At 43.0% G+C, this 16,026-nt stretch carries 19 protein-coding genes and 1 tRNA gene; 17 read left to right on the forward strand and 3 right to left on the reverse strand.

Features of this window, described 5'->3' with window-relative positions; translation table 11 throughout:
• Window positions 1-168 precede the first annotated feature (168 nt).
• Window positions 169-1,098 (reverse strand): hypothetical protein, encoded by a 930-nt coding sequence (locus FJR71_RS01855; protein ID WP_140813937.1) that lies wholly within the window; start codon window positions 1,096-1,098, stop codon window positions 169-171.
• Window positions 1,099-1,285: 187 nt separating this feature from the next.
• Window positions 1,286-2,224: a DHH family phosphoesterase gene (locus FJR71_RS01860; protein WP_140813938.1), complete on the reverse strand. Its 939-nt coding sequence runs from the start codon at window positions 2,222-2,224 to the stop codon at window positions 1,286-1,288.
• 177 nt (window positions 2,225-2,401) lie between these two features.
• On the opposite strand from FJR71_RS01860, the gene FJR71_RS01865 reads away from it, so the two are divergent.
• The 12 genes from FJR71_RS01865 to FJR71_RS01920 all read left to right on the forward strand — a co-directional run bounded on the left by FJR71_RS01865 (window position 2,402) and on the right by FJR71_RS01920 (window position 9,349).
• Window positions 2,402-2,845: a flavodoxin gene (locus FJR71_RS01865; RefSeq protein WP_140813939.1), complete on the forward strand. Its 444-nt coding sequence runs from the start codon at window positions 2,402-2,404 to the stop codon at window positions 2,843-2,845.
• Between the two features lie 132 nt (window positions 2,846-2,977).
• Complete coding sequence (locus FJR71_RS01870; protein WP_061563897.1) at window positions 2,978-3,250, forward strand: chorismate mutase; 273 nt, start codon at window positions 2,978-2,980, stop codon at window positions 3,248-3,250.
• A gap of 10 nt (window positions 3,251-3,260) precedes the next feature.
• Complete coding sequence (locus FJR71_RS01875; protein ID WP_140813940.1) at window positions 3,261-4,472, forward strand: chloride channel protein; 1,212 nt, start codon at window positions 3,261-3,263, stop codon at window positions 4,470-4,472.
• A 117-nt stretch (window positions 4,473-4,589) separates the two neighbouring features.
• Window positions 4,590-4,937 (forward strand): 50S ribosomal protein L19, encoded by a 348-nt coding sequence (gene rplS, locus FJR71_RS01880; protein WP_003003254.1) that lies wholly within the window; start codon window positions 4,590-4,592, stop codon window positions 4,935-4,937.
• Between the two features lie 43 nt (window positions 4,938-4,980).
• A tRNA-Arg gene (locus tag FJR71_RS01885) sits at window positions 4,981-5,052 on the forward strand.
• 206 nt (window positions 5,053-5,258) lie between these two features.
• Complete coding sequence (locus tag FJR71_RS01890; protein WP_140813941.1) at window positions 5,259-5,492, forward strand: Imm74 family immunity protein; 234 nt, start codon at window positions 5,259-5,261, stop codon at window positions 5,490-5,492.
• Between the two features lie 20 nt (window positions 5,493-5,512).
• Window positions 5,513-6,067 carry a hypothetical protein gene (locus FJR71_RS01895; RefSeq protein WP_140813942.1) on the forward strand — a complete coding sequence of 185 codons (555 nt, stop codon included), beginning with the start codon at window positions 5,513-5,515 and terminating at the stop codon, window positions 6,065-6,067.
• Window positions 6,068-6,136: 69 nt separating this feature from the next.
• Window positions 6,137-6,559, forward strand: a complete 423-nt coding sequence (locus FJR71_RS01900) for a hypothetical protein (protein WP_140813943.1) — start codon at window positions 6,137-6,139, stop codon at window positions 6,557-6,559.
• Between the two features lie 12 nt (window positions 6,560-6,571).
• Window positions 6,572-6,994 carry a hypothetical protein gene (locus tag FJR71_RS01905; protein ID WP_140813944.1) on the forward strand — a complete coding sequence of 141 codons (423 nt, stop codon included), beginning with the start codon at window positions 6,572-6,574 and terminating at the stop codon, window positions 6,992-6,994.
• 16 nt (window positions 6,995-7,010) lie between these two features.
• Window positions 7,011-7,655, forward strand: coding sequence for a DUF6572 domain-containing protein (locus FJR71_RS01910; protein ID WP_140813945.1), 645 nt, complete (start codon window positions 7,011-7,013; stop codon window positions 7,653-7,655).
• Window positions 7,656-7,996: 341 nt separating this feature from the next.
• The gene (locus FJR71_RS01915) at window positions 7,997-8,284 is read left to right on the forward strand and encodes a hypothetical protein (RefSeq protein WP_140813946.1); all 288 of its coding nucleotides are present in this window, start codon (window positions 7,997-7,999) and stop codon (window positions 8,282-8,284) included.
• Window positions 8,285-8,536: 252 nt separating this feature from the next.
• The gene (locus FJR71_RS01920; RefSeq protein ID WP_048715859.1) at window positions 8,537-9,349 is read left to right on the forward strand and encodes a PrsW family glutamic-type intramembrane protease; all 813 of its coding nucleotides are present in this window, start codon (window positions 8,537-8,539) and stop codon (window positions 9,347-9,349) included.
• Between the two features lie 44 nt (window positions 9,350-9,393).
• On the opposite strand, the gene mnmE is transcribed toward FJR71_RS01920, so the two are convergent.
• Entirely contained in the window at window positions 9,394-10,767 is a 1,374-nt protein-coding gene (mnmE, locus tag FJR71_RS01925; RefSeq protein WP_140813947.1) for a tRNA uridine-5-carboxymethylaminomethyl(34) synthesis GTPase MnmE, read from the reverse strand.
• 162 nt (window positions 10,768-10,929) lie between these two features.
• On the opposite strand from mnmE, the gene rpiA reads away from it, so the two are divergent.
• From rpiA to FJR71_RS01950, 5 genes are all read left to right on the forward strand, one after another.
• Entirely contained in the window at window positions 10,930-11,607 is a 678-nt protein-coding gene (gene rpiA / locus FJR71_RS01930) for a ribose-5-phosphate isomerase RpiA (protein WP_140814436.1), read from the forward strand.
• 126 nt (window positions 11,608-11,733) lie between these two features.
• Window positions 11,734-12,945: a phosphopentomutase gene (locus tag FJR71_RS01935; protein WP_140813948.1), complete on the forward strand. Its 1,212-nt coding sequence runs from the start codon at window positions 11,734-11,736 to the stop codon at window positions 12,943-12,945.
• 1 nt (window position 12,946) lies between these two features.
• The gene (locus tag FJR71_RS01940) at window positions 12,947-13,489 is read left to right on the forward strand and encodes a DUF1697 domain-containing protein (RefSeq protein WP_140813949.1); all 543 of its coding nucleotides are present in this window, start codon (window positions 12,947-12,949) and stop codon (window positions 13,487-13,489) included.
• 13 nt (window positions 13,490-13,502) lie between these two features.
• Complete coding sequence (locus tag FJR71_RS01945) at window positions 13,503-14,312, forward strand: purine-nucleoside phosphorylase (RefSeq protein WP_140813950.1); 810 nt, start codon at window positions 13,503-13,505, stop codon at window positions 14,310-14,312.
• A 17-nt stretch (window positions 14,313-14,329) separates the two neighbouring features.
• Window positions 14,330-15,577, forward strand: coding sequence for a chloride channel protein (locus FJR71_RS01950; RefSeq protein WP_422070346.1), 1,248 nt, complete (start codon window positions 14,330-14,332; stop codon window positions 15,575-15,577).
• Window positions 15,578-16,026 lie beyond the last annotated feature (449 nt).

A 16,026-nucleotide genomic window follows, 5' to 3' on the forward strand; every position in this document is an offset into this window, starting at 1 on the left:
AGCTAGTGTATCAAAAACAAAAGAGTTTGGCAAGGATTTTTACCAATTTTTTCGCATTTTATAAAGAAAAAAAGTGGAAAAAGCTCATCCTATCAGACAAGCTTTTCCCACTCTGTCTAACAGACCTAGTAAGGAAATGTTGGACATGTAAGATCAATAGAAATTTTTTTATTCTTGACCAGGTTCAGTAGTTGGCTGTTCTGGTTGTTGAGGCTGCTGTTGCTCTTGAGGTTGCCAAGCTTGTTGAGGCGCTTGTTGGAACTCTTGTTGAGGCTGTTGAGGCGCTTGTTGGAACCCTGGTTGAGGCTGTTGAGGCGCTTGTTGGAACCCTGGTTGAGGTTGTTGAGGCGCTTGTTGGAACCCTGGTTGAGGTTGTTGAGGCGCTTGTTGGAATCCTTGTTGCGGTTGTTGAGGCGCTTGTTGGAACCCTTGTTGCGGTTGTTGAGGCGCTTGTTGGAACCCTTGCTGAGGTTGTTGAGGAGCCTGAGGTGCTTGTTGGAATCCTTGCTGAAGTTGTTGAGGAGCCTGAGGTGCTTGTTGGAATCCTTGTCCTGGAGCAGGTTGACCAAACCCTTGTTGTGGTTGTTGCCATTGTTGTTGTCCAGGATGACCAGGTTGTTGTGGTGATTGGACAGATGAAGCAATAGACTGGGCAAATCCTTTAGTTGTTGATGCAAGTTCTTGGAATGTTCCTTTAGTGATTTTACCGCCAGACATAGCTAAGAGCCCAGTAGCTACAGTAGCAATGCCTGCTAGTAAACAAAGAATCAAACCAAAACCAAGTGAAATTCCAAAGCCACCAAAATTAACAGCATATTTATTTATATTGAATACATCAATAATTGAAATGATTGTTTGAATAGCTCCAATGACGATTACACCAATTGCAAAAGGTTTTTCCATAGGTTTTTCATAGTTTTTTAAACAAGAAAGAACAATGGATACAATTGCAAGGAAAATAATTAACCAACCATCTCCTTGAGTACCACTGATGGTCATGCTACCCAATGCTCCAGCTGAAGCTGAGGCCCAAGGTAAAAAACTTCCTAAAATTGCAACTGCAGATGCAGCAATGATAAAAATACGGTTTTTATTCATAAGTTGTCTCCTTTTTTGTGTATATTATAGCATATTTTTCCTTTTTCTGGATAGTAAACTTTTGAAATTGCTTGATAATTGTCTTTATTCTTTAGTAATCATTCGGTATTTATTCTTTTTTTATAAAAAAATAGGTGAATTATTTCTAGTTTGAGAATTTTCACCTGTTTGGAATGAAATGATAGCCTTATTTATTTTTAGCAACTTCCTGTAGTTCCCGATAGATTTGCTCGTTTTCTTCTAAGGAATAAGAATTGGCACCACTGGCGAGTGGGTGGCCTCCACCATCGTGGCGTTTGGCAATCTCGTTGATCACCAGAGCTTTACTTCTCATACGGACGCGGTAGTGGCCATCAGCTTGCTCGACAAAAATAGCCCAGACGCTGACGTCTTCGATTCGACCAGGTGCTGAGACGATCGCAGCAGTCTCGGCATCTGTGATTTGGTAATGTTTGAGGAGCTCTTGGGTAAGGGTCACGCGACTTGCTCCATTTTTATCGATTTCGAGATTGTCATAGACATAGCCTTGAAGCTTGGCAATCTTAGAGCTCATGCTATCCATCTGACGAGAAAGACCGGCAAAGTCAAAGTCAAAGCTACGAAGGTGGGCAACCATCTCGAAAGTCCGGCTTGTCGTCGAAGGGTAGAGGAAGCGTCCAGTGTCTCCAACAATACCAGCATAGAGGAGACGGGCTGCTTCTGGACTGATCTCAAGCTGTTGTTCAAGAGCGAAGAGGGTAATGAGCTCGCTCGTAGAGCTCGAGTCGGTGTCTACCCAGAGGAAATCTCCGTAGGCATCGTCGTTTGGATGGTGGTCAATCTTGATCAGAAAATCGCCTCTGGTGTAGCGTTTGTCATCGATGCGAGGGGTATTGGCAGTATCGCAGACAATGACTAGAGCACCCTCATAGTCTTCATCTGTGACAGTATCCATACTATCCATCCAAGCAAGAGTTGGCTCGTTAAAGCCGGTAGCTAAGACTCTTTTGTCTGGGAAGTTGGTCTGGATGATTTCTTTCAGGCCGACCTGGCTTCCAATCGCGTCTGGATCGGGATTCATATGACGGTGAAGGATAATGGTATCGTATTGGTTGATTTTCTCTAAAATGTCCTGTGTAATCTGCATATAGTACCTCATTTAGTTCTCATTCAATTTTAGCATAAGGCGGGCATTTGGAAAAGAAAAAGATTATCTGACTCTCTGGTGGAGAATTTCCGAACAATGCCAGGTACCCAGAACTTCCCCATGCAAAATGCGCGCGAAAGTGGTATAATGTCATAAGATTATTATTTGGAGGGAATTATGACATTAGCAAAGATTGTTTTTGCAAGTATGACAGGAAATACAGAAGAGATTGCTGATATCGTAGCAGATAAGTTTCGTGATCTTGGTGTCGAAGTAGAAGTCGACGAATGTACAACAGTAGACGCAGAGGACTTTCTTGAGGCTGATATTGCAGTCGTAGCGACCTATACCTACGGTGATGGTGAGCTTCCTGACGAAATCGTTGACTTTTATGAAGACTTAGCTGGTCTTGACTTGAACGGTAAGATCTACGGTGTCGTTGGTTCAGGTGATACCTTCTACGACGAGTTCTGTAAGGCGGTCGATGACTTTGATCGTGTCTTTGCAGCGACGGGTGCGGTTAAAGGTTCTGAGTGCGTCAAAGTGGATCTGTCAGCTGAAGACGAAGATATTGAAAAATTAGAAGCTTTTGCAGATGAACTCGCAGCAAAAGTTGGCTAATCCATAGCTAAGAAAGGTGTTTGCATGTGGCAGGCACTTTTTTTTATGGATGAAAACATTCAATAGCTGGATAGGGCTAGTAAGATAGCTCGATTTTTGATAAAATGGGTAGCAAAAAGTGAGGAGACCAGTATGGAATTAGAGAAGATTCGCCAAGAGATTGATAGCATCGATAAAGAATTGGTCCGTCTATTAGAACGCCGGATGCACTGTGTAGAAGATGTCATTCGCTACAAAGAAACCCATCAAAATCCTGTCTTGGACCGGGCTAGAGAAGATGAGGTCTTAGCCAATGTAGCCAGCTTGGTCCAGGAGAAACGCTATGAGGAAACCATCCTTGCCACTTATCGGGACTTGATGAAGCGGTCTAGAGGCTATCAGGCCGATCAATTAGATGCGGACTAGGGTGCCCAAGATGACGATGATTAAAAGAACCTTAGTTTATACCCTAGATGCCCTCATAATCGGGGCGATTGTTGGGGTGATTGATACCCTCTTTGGGCGGGTCTTGATTGGGATTGGAGAAGTTCGTACGGACTATCTCCTCTATCTCTTGCCCTTTCTAGCTCTAGCAGGTATCTTGATCACCTATCTCAATCGCACCTATGGGGGCAAGAGTCAAAAAGGGATGGAGCTCCTCTTTGAAGTCGGAGAGGGAAGCGAGAAAGACATTCCCAAGCGCTTGATACCCTTGACTATCCTTTCTACCTGGATGACGCATCTCTTTGGTGGGTCCGCTGGTCGAGAAGGAGTGGCGGTCCAGCTCGGTGGGACAGTGGCCCATGCTCTACGAAGAGAGAGACTTGGTCCAGACGCTTCACGGATCTATTTGGTCACTGGGATGGCTGCTGGCTTTGGCGGACTCTTTCAGACGCCCCTAGCTGCCATCTTCTTTGCCATGGAAGTCCTAGTGATAGGGAGACTAGAATGGCGTGCTCTCTATCCTGCGACAATCGCAGCCTTTGTTGCTAGTTGGACCTCTCACACCTTGGGGCTAGAGAAGTTTACTCAAGTCATTTCAGACAAGCTATCTCTATCCCTACAAGTATTCTTACAGTTGCTTCTCTTAGGGCTCATATTTGGTCTGACAGGCAAGCTCTTTGCCTATCTGCTAGGCAAGTTTAAACAAGGTTTTGCCAAGGCCTTCGTCAATCCCTATGTGAGGATTGGAGTGGTCGGTCTCGGCCTCAGTATTCTCTTGTATCTGATTGGGACAGGTCGCTATTCGGGACTGGGAACCAATCTGATCTCGCAAAGCTTTGAAGGAGCTGATGGGAAGAGCTTGATCACTGGGGCAGACTGGATCCTCAAGCTCCTATTTACAGTGACGACCATTGCTGCAGGCTATAAGGGAGGAGAAGTAACCCCGCTCTTTTCTATCGGGGCGAGTTTGGGTGTCTGGCTAGCTACTTTCTTTGGACTTCCGATTTATCTGGTAGCCGCCTTAGGCTATGCGGCGGTCTTCGCAGGAGCAACGTCGACGACGATCGGCCCCATTCTGATTGGTTGTGAGATCTTTGGTTTCCAGCATTGGCCAGCCTTTCTCTTGGTCTGTCTGGTGGCTACGCGTCTCTTTCCAGCCCTGTCTATCTATGGAGGACAAAAAGTTGCGAAAAAGTTGCAATAATCCTTTACAAAAGGACATTCTTTTGGTATTATAAATTTTGTGCGTAATGGAAGCACAAAAATACAGTTTATCCGCTGAGGGAGTAGCCCTCAAGATTGACGAAGATAGGAGAATAAAATGAATCCATTAATCCAAAGCTTGACTGAAGGTCAACTTCGTACTGATATCCCTGCATTCCGTCCTGGTGACACTGTTCGTGTACACGCGAAAGTTGTCGAAGGATCTCGTGAACGTATCCAGATCTTTGAAGGTGTTGTTATCGCTCGTAAAGGTCAAGGACACACTGAAATGTACACTGTTCGTAAAATCTCTAACGGTGTCGGTGTTGAACGTACATTCCCAGTACACACTCCACGTGTAGAAAAGATTGAAGTTGTACGTTACGGTAAAGTACGTCGTGCGAAATTGTACTACCTTCGTGCATTGCAAGGTAAAGCAGCTCGTATTAAAGAAATCCGTCGTTAAGACGAACAAGGAGGCGGGAGTGATCTCGCTTCTTTTTTTATAGGTCCCCTTAGTTCAATGGATATAACAACTCCCTCCTAAGGAGTAATTGCTGGTTCGATTCCGGCAGGGGACATAAATAGAAATGAAACACTGATTCTTCAGTGTTTTTTTGTTGGTTTATGCAAGGATGGATCTTGGGAAAAGTTCTTGTATGGTATAATAGTGGAAAACGTTAACATTGATTTTTAAGGTAGTTCTATCATCTTTGAACACTAAATAAAAAAGATTATGAGTGCTATACAAGTTTAGTCTGAAAGGGATATAAGAAAAGGAAGAAAAATGAAAATTTCTGGTACAAGGTCTATCATCACATTTGACTATGAAAATGGTTATGTTTTAAAAGCAGAGGGTGAATTGTTGACCGATGGAAGTTTTACTGTATATAGGTCAAGTATACAGAATTGGGAGCCACCATACAATCACATTCGTATCTCACAAAAAGAGATCGATAAACTCATCGAGGAAGTGAACTCCATGATGACTGAGCAAACAATACAGATCGAATTTATCTGAGTTAGAGTAGGAGAAGGATGATGAAAATCGATTACAGTGAACGGATGGTCATATGGGAGTGGGATGGTTCTGTAATAAAGATAGAACTACCAGATATCATTCATGCAGAATATGATAAAGATAAGAACATTGTTATCGTCTATAGTGGAGAAAACTTTGTAAGTAAAATCATTTTCTACTTTAGTTTAGAAGGAAAATTGTTAGGGCAACAAAATCTACTAGAAGGGACCCTAGATTGGAATCATAATGGGAAGCATCAGATTAGTTTTCATCATTTACATTGTCTTCGCTTTAGCCCTAAATATCAGCGTATCTTGAGCATATTTCGCTCATCCAGCGATTTTGACGTTCCATCAGAACTAGAGGTTTATAATTTAGAAGGTGAGAAAATCGACCAAATTGAATCTCCTGCAGGGTTTACTATGCTATATATTTCTGAGATAAGTAAGAAGAAACTGAGAATTGTATGCGAGGCTCTTAAAGAGGATTGTTTTGATAAATCTGGTCGAAGTGATTTCTATTTTAATCTAGATTTAGAAACTAGAAAATGGGTAAAAGATGGCTTCGCCTATTGAGGAAGAGAAAAAGAAGCCTGATTTTATGATATTCTGGTTGAGAGAAAAACTTGCACTAGGAGAATACAAATGAAACCAACAAAACTAGAATGGGAAGATGTTATCCAGTTCGAAGAAGTAAAAGGTTATGGTCAGCACATTTGGAGAGATGGCAATCATCTTTATTACGTTTCCGAGGAGGGAGGAATTGCCCCTCAGCGTGTGGTTTATGAATTACCAAACGAGTTATTTGCCTTATTAGAAAGTGGGGAGAGAACGGAGTTAGAAGTATTAAGTAAACTTCAGACCGATCGTTGGCCACCGACGGAAGAAGAGAGAAAAGAGTCTAGAAGAAAATTTATAAGTAAATATCCAGCTTCTTTGATAGATGTCCCTAAAAATAGGAAGTTATTTTCTAAGGAAGAACTTAAAGAATTGATTCCAATTGCTGAGAAACAGTGGATTGAATCTGAAGGCAAACTTCCAGATGATTATGTATCGCCACTTAAGTAAAAGAGGTATAAAATGAAACCAACAAACCTAGAATGGGAAGATGTTATCCAGTTTGAAGAAGTTGAAGGATATGGGAAATCCATCTGGAAAAATGAGGACAAGTATTATTTGGTTTTAGAAGAAGGAACCGTGGCTTCTTGGTTAGCGGTTTATGAATTACCAAATGAATTATTTGCCTTACTAGAGAGTGGGGAGAGAACACCACTAGAAGTATCTTGGAAGATTCAGAACGATTGTTGGCCACCGACGGAAGAAGAAAAGAAAGCTAGTGAGAAACAATTTATATTAAAAGGCTTAACTCCTTTAATAGCTAATCCTAAGAGTTGGGAATTATTTACTCAGGAAGAACTTGAAAGATTAATTCCACTTGCTGAACAAAAATGGATTGACTGGAGAGGCAATCTTCCAGACGATTATGTATCGCCATTGAAATAGGCAGAGAAGGATGAATATGACAATAATAAAAGGAAATGGGTTTATTATAACTGAAGAAAATGGCAATTATACAATGTCTTGGATGACGGGAGGTTTTCAAGATAGAGAAGTTACTTATCCACTCAGTAAAGAATTAGTAGATAAAGCTTTAATGTCAGAACAGGATGCTTTCGAGGTTGAGCTATTCTTACAAACTGGAGAATGGGTGACTAAGGAAAGTAAAGAAGTAGCTAGGCAAAATTACTTTAGATCCTCACCGGTTCGTATTTTGGTAAATCCATCATCTATTAAACGATTGTTTTCCAATCAAGAATTTGAAGAACTGTTACAAAAAGCAATTTCTTCAGAGCTCAAACCAACTGAACTTGACGCTATTGGTGTTGTTGATAGTCATTTAGAACTTCTTCTGGTGGATCCAGTTGGCTGGGAGGAAGAGATAGAAGCAGTCCATTTGGAAATTCTGCAGGAAAAAATCAACAATTATATTCACTTCCTCGAAAGCAAGCAATATGTGGATCGATATGGTGATAACTTTGATAAAAAAGTCATCCTAATTACTTTCCAATATTCTCCATCTGATAACGGTCTAGCTTTTCTCACAACGGTTCAGAAGCTATTTCAACAGACGGATATGAGCTTGAAGGTAGAATTACCGGAGTAAAGTAGAACTCAAAAGAGCACTATCGATGAATTGATGAGTTATAAAAAGTGTTAAAGTAAAGGTTGATAAAAAATAAGTTAGACTGAATTGACCTGAATTATCTAAAAGCCTATTAGAATAACATTTCTAAGAATCTTTTATATGCCGGCAGGGGACAGAAATAGAAATGAAATTCTGAGAGTTGAACCGCACCCCAATAGTTAGATTTTTTCTATCTAACTTTTGGCTGCAGTTTACTTTTGACCGTGTGTTGATGTTTTAGAGTTGTGCTGTTTCGAATGGTTCCAAAACTTATTTTTTGTATGATTATGTCAGAATATTTTAAAAATGAGAGGTTTTCTATGGAGAGTAATGTGTTTTTTGATTACTTTTTAAAATCACTTAAGTTTTATTTACGTGGTAGGTGTAAGGATATTGGATTTATAGAGTTTTTCAAAGATGAAAATAATTGTTTTATTACTATAGAGGATTATGTTTTGGAATCATTTGTAGTATTGTCAAATATTTTGAGTAAGGAGAGGATTGTGTTTTCCTGTGGAATTATTTATAGTAAGGGGGTAGTTACTGGAGTAGAAGTATGTATGAATGTATTTGAGTTAGAAAGATTAAATAATTTGTATAAGATATAGTTTTGAAGATAGTAAAAAATATAAGAGAATCTATCTATGTAGGATGTGTGGAGTTGATAGTATCAATGTTTCCTAGTTTTAGAGCTTTGTTGTTTCGAATGGTCCTAAAATGCCTTCAATAATTTGCAGCAACCAGCAGTCGCTATTTCCGTAGCCATTTATTGTTTTTTTAAGCTTTTCTTGTTACAATATCCATATAGACAAAAAGACTGGGATTCCAGCCTTTTTAATTGTTTTTAAGAAAGGTTTTTTATGAAACGCAAATCGATTTTGTTTCTATTTTTGTTCTTGCTCTCGATTGGTCTGGCCTATGAGACGCAGTCTATCACAGCTGGTTGGATGACAGGCAGTCAGTATGGGATTATTGGTATCTCTGTGCTCTTGCTCCTAGTTTATGCGATTCCTGCTGTTTGGGCTCTCTTTCATTTCGCCAAGAAGTGGAAGTTGTCTTGGATTCCGGTTCTTTTTTCTCTCCTAGGTGGGGGCTTTATCGCAGGTTGGTTGTCTAGTTTTGCCAATACCTATTTCCACGAGATGATTCAAGCGGTAGCGCCTAATAGCGACTTTTGGAACCAGTATGAGAGTGCCATCGCAGGCCCCCTCTTTGAGGAACCCTTCAAGTTGATTCCGATCTTCTTTGTCCTCTACTTGTTCAATGTGCGTCGGATCAAATCTATCTTCCTTTTAGCGATTGCATCTGGTCTTGGTTTCCAGATTGTGGAGGACTTTGCCTATATCCGTCAAGACATGCCAGAAGGCTTCTCATACGCAGTATCTGGTATCCTAGGTCGGATCATGAATGGGGTCGTATCACACTGGGTCTACACAGCCCTCTTCATGGTAGGTCTCTACTTAATCGTCCAAGCGACAAAAGGTCGCAAGGAGTTGATGCTGACGGGTTGGTTCTATTTTGTATCTGGTTTTGGTCTTCACTTTGTCGGCAATTCACCATTTGGCCAAATCGAGACAGAACTTCCTCTCGCTATTCCATTCTTGACAGCAGTCGGACTCTTCTTGGTCTACCAAGCCTACCTCACTGTTCAAAGTCTGGACCAAGGAAATTAATAATAGAAAAATCGTATGTTTCAAACATACGATTTTTTTGATGGTTATTTTCCAAGACAGAACTGGCTGAAGAGTTGGGTGATGAGCTCGTCTGGAGCAGCGTCTCCTGTGATCTCTCCAAGGATTTCCCAAGTACGGGTCAGGTCGACTTGGAGTAGATCTACTGGCATGCCCATAGCCAGGCCTTCGTTGACTGCTTGGAGGCTTTCAACGGCTTTCTCAATGAGAGAGATGTGGCGGGCATTGGACAGGTATGTAGCATCTTGCTCGACCAGGCCAGCGTTTTCGAAGAAGAGAGCATTGATCCGGTCTTCGATCTGGTTGATATTTTGATTTTTAAGGACAGAAATTTTAATATGATCGGCAGGGATCTCGTCCAACTCGATTTGCTGCGGGAGATCGACCTTGTTGAGGAGGATGATGCGGTTGCTGTCTTGAGAGATTTCTAGCAACTGGCGATCCTGATCGGTTAAGGGTTCACTGGCATTGAGGACTAGAAGGACCAGGTCGGCTTCTTTAAGGGCTTTGCGAGAGCGCTCCACACCGATGCGCTCGACGATGTCCTCGGTCTCGCGGATCCCAGCCGTATCGACCAGCTTGAGAGGAACACCGTTGATGTTGACGTATTCCTCGATGACGTCCCGGGTGGTCCCTTCGATATCGGTCACGATAGCTTTTTCCTCGCGCAGGAGGTTGTTGAGAAGGCTAGACTTACCGACGTTTGGCCGGCCGATGATAGCAGTAGAGATCCCTTCACGTAAGATCTTACCCCGGCGAGCTGTCTTGAGGAGGTTGGTCAAGAGGGCTTCAAACTCAGTGGTCTTCTCAAGGATGATCTCAGTCGTTGCTTCCTCGACGTCGTCGTACTCAGGATAGTCGATGTTGACTTCGACCTGAGCCAGGGTATTGAGGATCTCTTGGCGCGTGTTGTTGATGAGATCAGAGAGGGATCCATCCAACTGTTTGACAGCGATGTTCATAGCCTTGTCAGTCTTGGCGCGGATAATATCCATGACCGCCTCAGCCTGGGTCAAATCGACACGACCATTGAGGAAGGCCCGCTTGGTAAATTCACCTGGCTCAGCTAATCGAGCACCTTCGCGGATCACCAATTGCAGGATTTCATTGGTCACAGCAATCCCACCGTGAGTGTTGATCTCGATGATATCTTCGCGAGTGAAGGTCTTAGGAGAGCGCATGGCTCCAACCATGACTTCGTCGAGGATCTCATCCTTATCTGGATCCACGATATGGCCGTAGTTGAGGGTATGGCTAGCCACGCTATTCAAGTCTTTTCCTTTAAAGATCTTTTGTGCGATTTTAAAGCTGTCTGTTCCACTCAAGCGGACAATCCCAATAGCCCCTTCACCGAGCGGAGTCGAGATCGCAGCGATAGTATCAAATTCTCTAGTAATCATGTATCTTCTCTTTTCCTGTGTATTCCCTTCTATTCTATCGTAAACTAGCAAGAGGGGCAAGATATTGCTTTTAGATGGAGAAGTTGAAAAGGTTTTCAGTTAACTAGTGAAATCTGTCGGCCAATATGCTATACTAAATATGAATAGAAATGGAGGTCTATGATGGTAAACCTAAAAGAACAGGTAGGCATTAAGGCGGCTGAGTTTGTTACTGACGGCATGATTGTCGGTCTTGGTACAGGGTCAACTGCTTATTATTTTGTGGCTGAATTGGGGCGTCGCATCAAGGAAGAAGGTTTGAAGATTACTGCTGTAACGACCTCAAGCGTGACCTATGAACAGGCTGCAGGTTTGGGAATTCCTCTCAAAGCCATTGACGATGTAGAAGTGGTAGACTTGACCGTAGATGGTGCGGATGAAGTAGACCCTGCTTTGAACGGGATTAAAGGTGGGGGCGGTGCCCTCTTGATGGAGAAAATCGTTGCGACCAACTCAAAAGACTGCATCTGGATTGTCGATGAGTCTAAACAAGTGGAGACGCTTGGTGCCTTTAAACTACCAGTAGAAGTGGTTCAATACGGAGCAGAGAATCTTTTCCGTCATTTTGAGAAGAAGGGCTATTCACCAGCTTACCGTGAAAAGGAGGGCCAGCGCTTTGTGACCGACCAAGGTAACTTTATCATTGATTTGGATTTGAAAGTGATCCCAGACGCTGAAGCCTTAGCAGAAGAGTTGGACCGGACTGTCGGTGTTGTCGACCATGGTCTCTTCTTAGGAATGGTTTCAAAAGTCATCGTTGGGACACCAGAAGGTCCAAAAATCATTAGCAAATCACTTTAAAAAGGGCATTTTGTCCTTTTTTCTGAGGATATAAAACTTATTTATAAAATTTTATATGAAAGCGTTACATTTTCAAAAATTTGTGTTATACTGTATTCAGTTTAAATTATAAAGGAGACATTCAAAATGCCAAAATTTAATCGTATGCATTTAGTTGTATTGGATTCAGTAGGGATCGGAGCAGCTCCAGATGCTAATAACTTTGTCAATGCCGGTGTACCTGATGGCGCATCTGACACACTTGGACACATCTCAAAAGCAGTTGGTTTGAATGTACCAAACATGGCAAAGCTTGGTCTTGGAAATATTCCGCGTGAACAACCCTTAAAGACTGTACCTGCTGAGAGCAATCCAACTGGTTACGCAACGAAGTTAGAAGAAGTCTCTCTTGGAAAAGATACCATGACAGGTCACTGGGAAATCATGGGCCTTAATATTACAGAACCCTTTGATACATTCTGGAATGGATTCCCAGAAGAAATTATTACTAAGATTGAAGAATTCTCAGGTCGTAAGGTCATCCGCGAAGCTAACAAACCTTATTCTGGTACGGCGGTCATCGATGACTTCGGACCACGTCAAATGGAAACAGGCGAGTTGATCATCTATACATCAGCTGACCCAGTTCTTCAAATCGCAGCCCATGAAGACATCATTCCTTTGGATGAACTCTACCGTATCTGTGAATACGCTCGTTCTATCACATTGGAACGTCCAGCTCTTCTTGGACGCATCATTGCTCGTCCTTATGTTGGGGAACCAGGAAACTTCACACGTACGGCTAACCGTCGTGACTTGGCCGTTTCACCATTTGCGCCAACTGTTTTGGACAAATTGAACGAAGCTGGTATCGATACTTACTCAGTTGGTAAGATCAGCGATATCTTCAACGGCGCTGGTATCAACCATGATATGGGCCACAACAAATCAAACAGCCACGGTATTGACAACTTGATCAAGGCTATGAAATCAGAAGACTTTAAACATGGCTTTTCATTTACCAACTTGGTAGACTTCGATGCCCTTTATGGTCACCGTCGTGATCCACATGGTTACCGTGATTGCTTGCATGAGTTTGACGAGCGCTTGCCGGAAATCATCGCTGCTATAAAAGAAGATGATCTCTTGATGATCACGGCTGACCACGGAAACGACCCTACATACGCTGGTACTGACCATACGCGTGAGTACATCCCGTTCTTGGCTTACAGCCAATCCTTCAAAGGTAGTGGCTTGATCCCAGTTGGACACTTTGCGGATATCTCAGCGACAGTGGCGGACAACTTCGGTGTGGAGAAAGCCATGATCGGTGAAAGCTTCTTAGATAAATTGGTCTAAGATGACGCGATTTGCCTTACTCGTAAGAGGAATCAATGTTGGCGGCAAGAATAAGGTGGTCATGGCGGATCTGCGTCAGCAATTGACGGATCTAGGCCTCGGCCAAGTGGAAACCTACATCAATAGTGGCAATACCTTCTTTACGACGGATCTTCCGCGGACTCAATTAGTGGAGGGGCTGTCGACCTTCTTTGGGAACCATTATCCCTTTATTGAGCGCTTTTCTCTCCTGAGTCGAGAAGACTATGAAGCAGAATGTGCGAACTTACCGGACTGGTGGACGGAAGAAATGACCCGCAAGGATGTCCTCTTTTACACCGAGGGCTTGGATAGGGAATCCGTAGAAGAGAAGCTGCTGGCTTTGGATTTGGGAGAAGAAGTGCTCCACTTTGGCAAGCTAGCGGTTTTCTGGGGGAAATTCTCAGAAGAAAGCTATGCTAAAACGGCCTACCACAAACATCTGATGAAGATGCCTTTCTATCGACAGATGACTATTCGCAACGCCAACACCTTTGACAAAATCGGTACATTACTTAAGAAATAATAGGAGGAACACAATGACATTATTAGCAAAAATCAATGAAACAGCAGCATTTTTGAAGGGCAAAGGAATCGAAGCTCCTGAGTTTGGTTTGATCCTTGGATCAGGCCTTGGAGAATTGGCTGAAGAAATCGAAAATGCAGTTGTAGTAGACTACTCCGAAATTCCAAACTGGGGTCAATCAACAGTAGTCGGACACGCTGGTAAATTGGTTTATGGTGATCTTGCTGGACGTAAAGTCTTGGCCCTTCAAGGACGTTTCCACTTCTACGAAGGAAACCCATTGGAAGTGGTGACTTTCCCAGTTCGTGTCATGAAAGTTTTGGGATGTGAAGGAGTGCTTGTCACCAACGCTGCAGGTGGTATTGGCTTCGGTCCTGGTACTTTGATGGCCATCACTGACCACATCAACATGACTGGTCAAAACCCATTGATTGGTGAAAACTTGGATGACTTTGGTCCACGTTTCCCTGATATGTCGAAAGCTTACACTCCAGAATACCGTGAGACTGCTCATCAAGTGGCTGACAAATTGGGAATTAAACTGGATGATGGGGTTTATATTGGTGTGACAGGTCCTACCTATGAAACTCCAGCTGAAATCCGTGCATATAAGACTCTTGGAGCAGACGCTGTCGGTATGTCAACTGTTCCTGAAGTCATCGTTGCTGCTCACTCTGGTTTGAAGGTTCTTGGTATTTCATGTATTACCAACTTTGCGGCTGGTTTCCAAGAAGAGCTCAACCACGAAGAAGTAGTGGAAGTGACTGAGCGCGTCAAGGGAGACTTCAAAGGATTGCTTAAAGCGATTCTTGCTGAGTTGTAAGAACATTGGAAAGAATTGTGAAATCCCTTCAAACAATTGCCTATAAACGAAGACTAGTCCTAGCAGCTTGTCTGCTAGGGCTTGTTTCAGGTTTAGCGGGTATCTTTCTTCATTACCTATTAGAATTGGTGGAATGGTTGGCTTTTGGGCGTTCAGAGCACCAGTCTGGCTTTTTGACAGATGGAGTGGCGCCTTCACGGATTTTGACCGGTCTCCTTCTTGTTGGTGGCTGTTCAGCCTTAGTCTGGTATTTCCTGCAACGAAAAGGAAACATCCTTTCTATCAAGGGCCAGATGAAGGAGGAAGCTTCACGTCCCCGTCTTCATTTCTGGAAGCAGCTACTCCATTCCACCTGGCAAATCATTGCCGTAGGAGCTGGTGCACCAGTAGGAAAAGAAGGAGCACCCCGAGAGATTGGGGCCTTATTGGCAACTCCGCTTGGACGAGTACTAGACTTATCGTTTAAGGACCGCATCTTTCTGATTGCTTGCGGGGCTGGCGCAGGCTTGGCATCGGTCTACCAAGTGCCACTAACCAGTGTCTTTTTTATCTTTGAAACCTTGGGGCTGGCATTTTCGATAAAACGCTTTGTCTTGGCCGGGATTACTACTTATATGGCTGCTTATACGGCAGGCTTGATTATTTCAGACAGAGCCCTCTATCAAGTGCCTGAAATAACTTGGTCACATACTGTCTTATGGCAGATGCTTATTGGAATAGTCATCCTTACTCCAGTAGCCTGGCTCTTTGCCCGTTTCACAAAGAAGGCCGTCAATCATCGAATCAAGGACAAACGAATTCTCATCACTTTGCCATTAGCATTTGTTTTCCTAGCTGGTCTAGCAAGCTTTCAGCCCCACCTGCTTGGAAATGGGCGGATGATGGCTCAGGAGATTCTCAATGGGGCCACATGGCAGACGATTCTACTCCTGTTTACCCTAAAAGCTCTAGTCGTTCTGGTTACCTTTAGGGCCGGGGCCTATGGAGGGACTCTGACGCCTTCCTTTGCACTGGGAATGGCAGGAGCAGCCCTTATCTCTTTGGTACTTGGTGTTGGAAATACTCCAGCTTTCTTTCTCCTAGGTTCGGTTTGCTTTTTGACAGTGACCTTAAAAGCTCCCTTATCTGCAACTGGCTTGGTCCTTGGGTTTACGGGACAAGGGTTAACAGCTCTACCCTATCTCTTGCTGACAGCTTTTCTAACTGTTGGTTTCTCCAAAGGATTGGATCATCTCATGGGGAAAAAATCAAGGAGTCTCCAGTAGATAAGATTCAGTAGTTTTTATATAGGGGATTTACCCTACAAGCTAGATGAAACCTATCTTCTTATGGTATAATTTAACTAAGCATATAAGGAACCAGGCTTGTTGGGGCTGGAATAAACCCCACTTTTGATGCCGGGCCTCTATGATGAATTCGGAAAGCTAGAGTTTGTGTTCTGACTTGAACACGAGCAGAAAGCTTTCTAAAAAATACACACAGAAAGGTAGAGCATGTGTTCTGATTTGAACACGAGCGGAAAGCTCGGAAAATAGATAATCTGACTGAGAAATCAGGATTTCTCGTCAGATTCCTAATTTTCAGTCGCTTTCTGGTCGCTCTCCAAATCACTCAATAAAAAAAGAAAGGATGGGTTTACCGTATTCGCTGAACTGAATACGGGCGGAGAACTGTGTAAAAAAGATAAACTGTCTAGCATCTGCGATGCGTCGTC

Origin of the sequence: Streptococcus xiaochunlingii, assembly GCF_006385805.1 — a bacterium.
Lineage (GTDB): Bacteria > Bacillota > Bacilli > Lactobacillales > Streptococcaceae > Streptococcus > Streptococcus xiaochunlingii.

Bases quoted from the DNA above. Each gene is read 5' to 3' on its own strand.
- FJR71_RS01900 (WP_140813943.1), top strand. From the start codon at position 6,137: ATGAAACCAACAAAACTAGAATGGGAAGATGTTATCCAGTTCGAAGAA.
- FJR71_RS01890 (WP_140813941.1), top strand. From the start codon at position 5,259: ATGAAAATTTCTGGTACAAGGTCTATCATCACATTTGACTATGAAAAT.
- FJR71_RS01875 (WP_140813940.1), top strand. From the start codon at position 3,261: ATGACGATGATTAAAAGAACCTTAGTTTATACCCTAGATGCCCTCATA.
- FJR71_RS01945 (WP_140813950.1), top strand. From the start codon at position 13,503: ATGACATTATTAGCAAAAATCAATGAAACAGCAGCATTTTTGAAGGGC.
- FJR71_RS01860 (WP_140813938.1), bottom strand. From the start codon at position 2,224: ATGCAGATTACACAGGACATTTTAGAGAAAATCAACCAATACGATACC.
- FJR71_RS01910 (WP_140813945.1), top strand. From the start codon at position 7,011: ATGACAATAATAAAAGGAAATGGGTTTATTATAACTGAAGAAAATGGC.
- FJR71_RS01935 (WP_140813948.1), top strand. From the start codon at position 11,734: ATGCCAAAATTTAATCGTATGCATTTAGTTGTATTGGATTCAGTAGGG.
- FJR71_RS01895 (WP_140813942.1), top strand. From the start codon at position 5,513: ATGAAAATCGATTACAGTGAACGGATGGTCATATGGGAGTGGGATGGT.
- FJR71_RS01940 (WP_140813949.1), top strand. From the start codon at position 12,947: ATGACGCGATTTGCCTTACTCGTAAGAGGAATCAATGTTGGCGGCAAG.
- mnmE (WP_140813947.1), bottom strand. From the start codon at position 10,767: ATGATTACTAGAGAATTTGATACTATCGCTGCGATCTCGACTCCGCTC.
- FJR71_RS01855 (WP_140813937.1), bottom strand. From the start codon at position 1,098: ATGAATAAAAACCGTATTTTTATCATTGCTGCATCTGCAGTTGCAATT.
- FJR71_RS01905 (WP_140813944.1), top strand. From the start codon at position 6,572: ATGAAACCAACAAACCTAGAATGGGAAGATGTTATCCAGTTTGAAGAA.
- rplS (WP_003003254.1), top strand. From the start codon at position 4,590: ATGAATCCATTAATCCAAAGCTTGACTGAAGGTCAACTTCGTACTGAT.
- FJR71_RS01920 (WP_048715859.1), top strand. From the start codon at position 8,537: ATGAAACGCAAATCGATTTTGTTTCTATTTTTGTTCTTGCTCTCGATT.
- FJR71_RS01865 (WP_140813939.1), top strand. From the start codon at position 2,402: ATGACATTAGCAAAGATTGTTTTTGCAAGTATGACAGGAAATACAGAA.
- rpiA (WP_140814436.1), top strand. From the start codon at position 10,930: ATGGTAAACCTAAAAGAACAGGTAGGCATTAAGGCGGCTGAGTTTGTT.
- FJR71_RS01870 (WP_061563897.1), top strand. From the start codon at position 2,978: ATGGAATTAGAGAAGATTCGCCAAGAGATTGATAGCATCGATAAAGAA.
- FJR71_RS01915 (WP_140813946.1), top strand. From the start codon at position 7,997: ATGGAGAGTAATGTGTTTTTTGATTACTTTTTAAAATCACTTAAGTTT.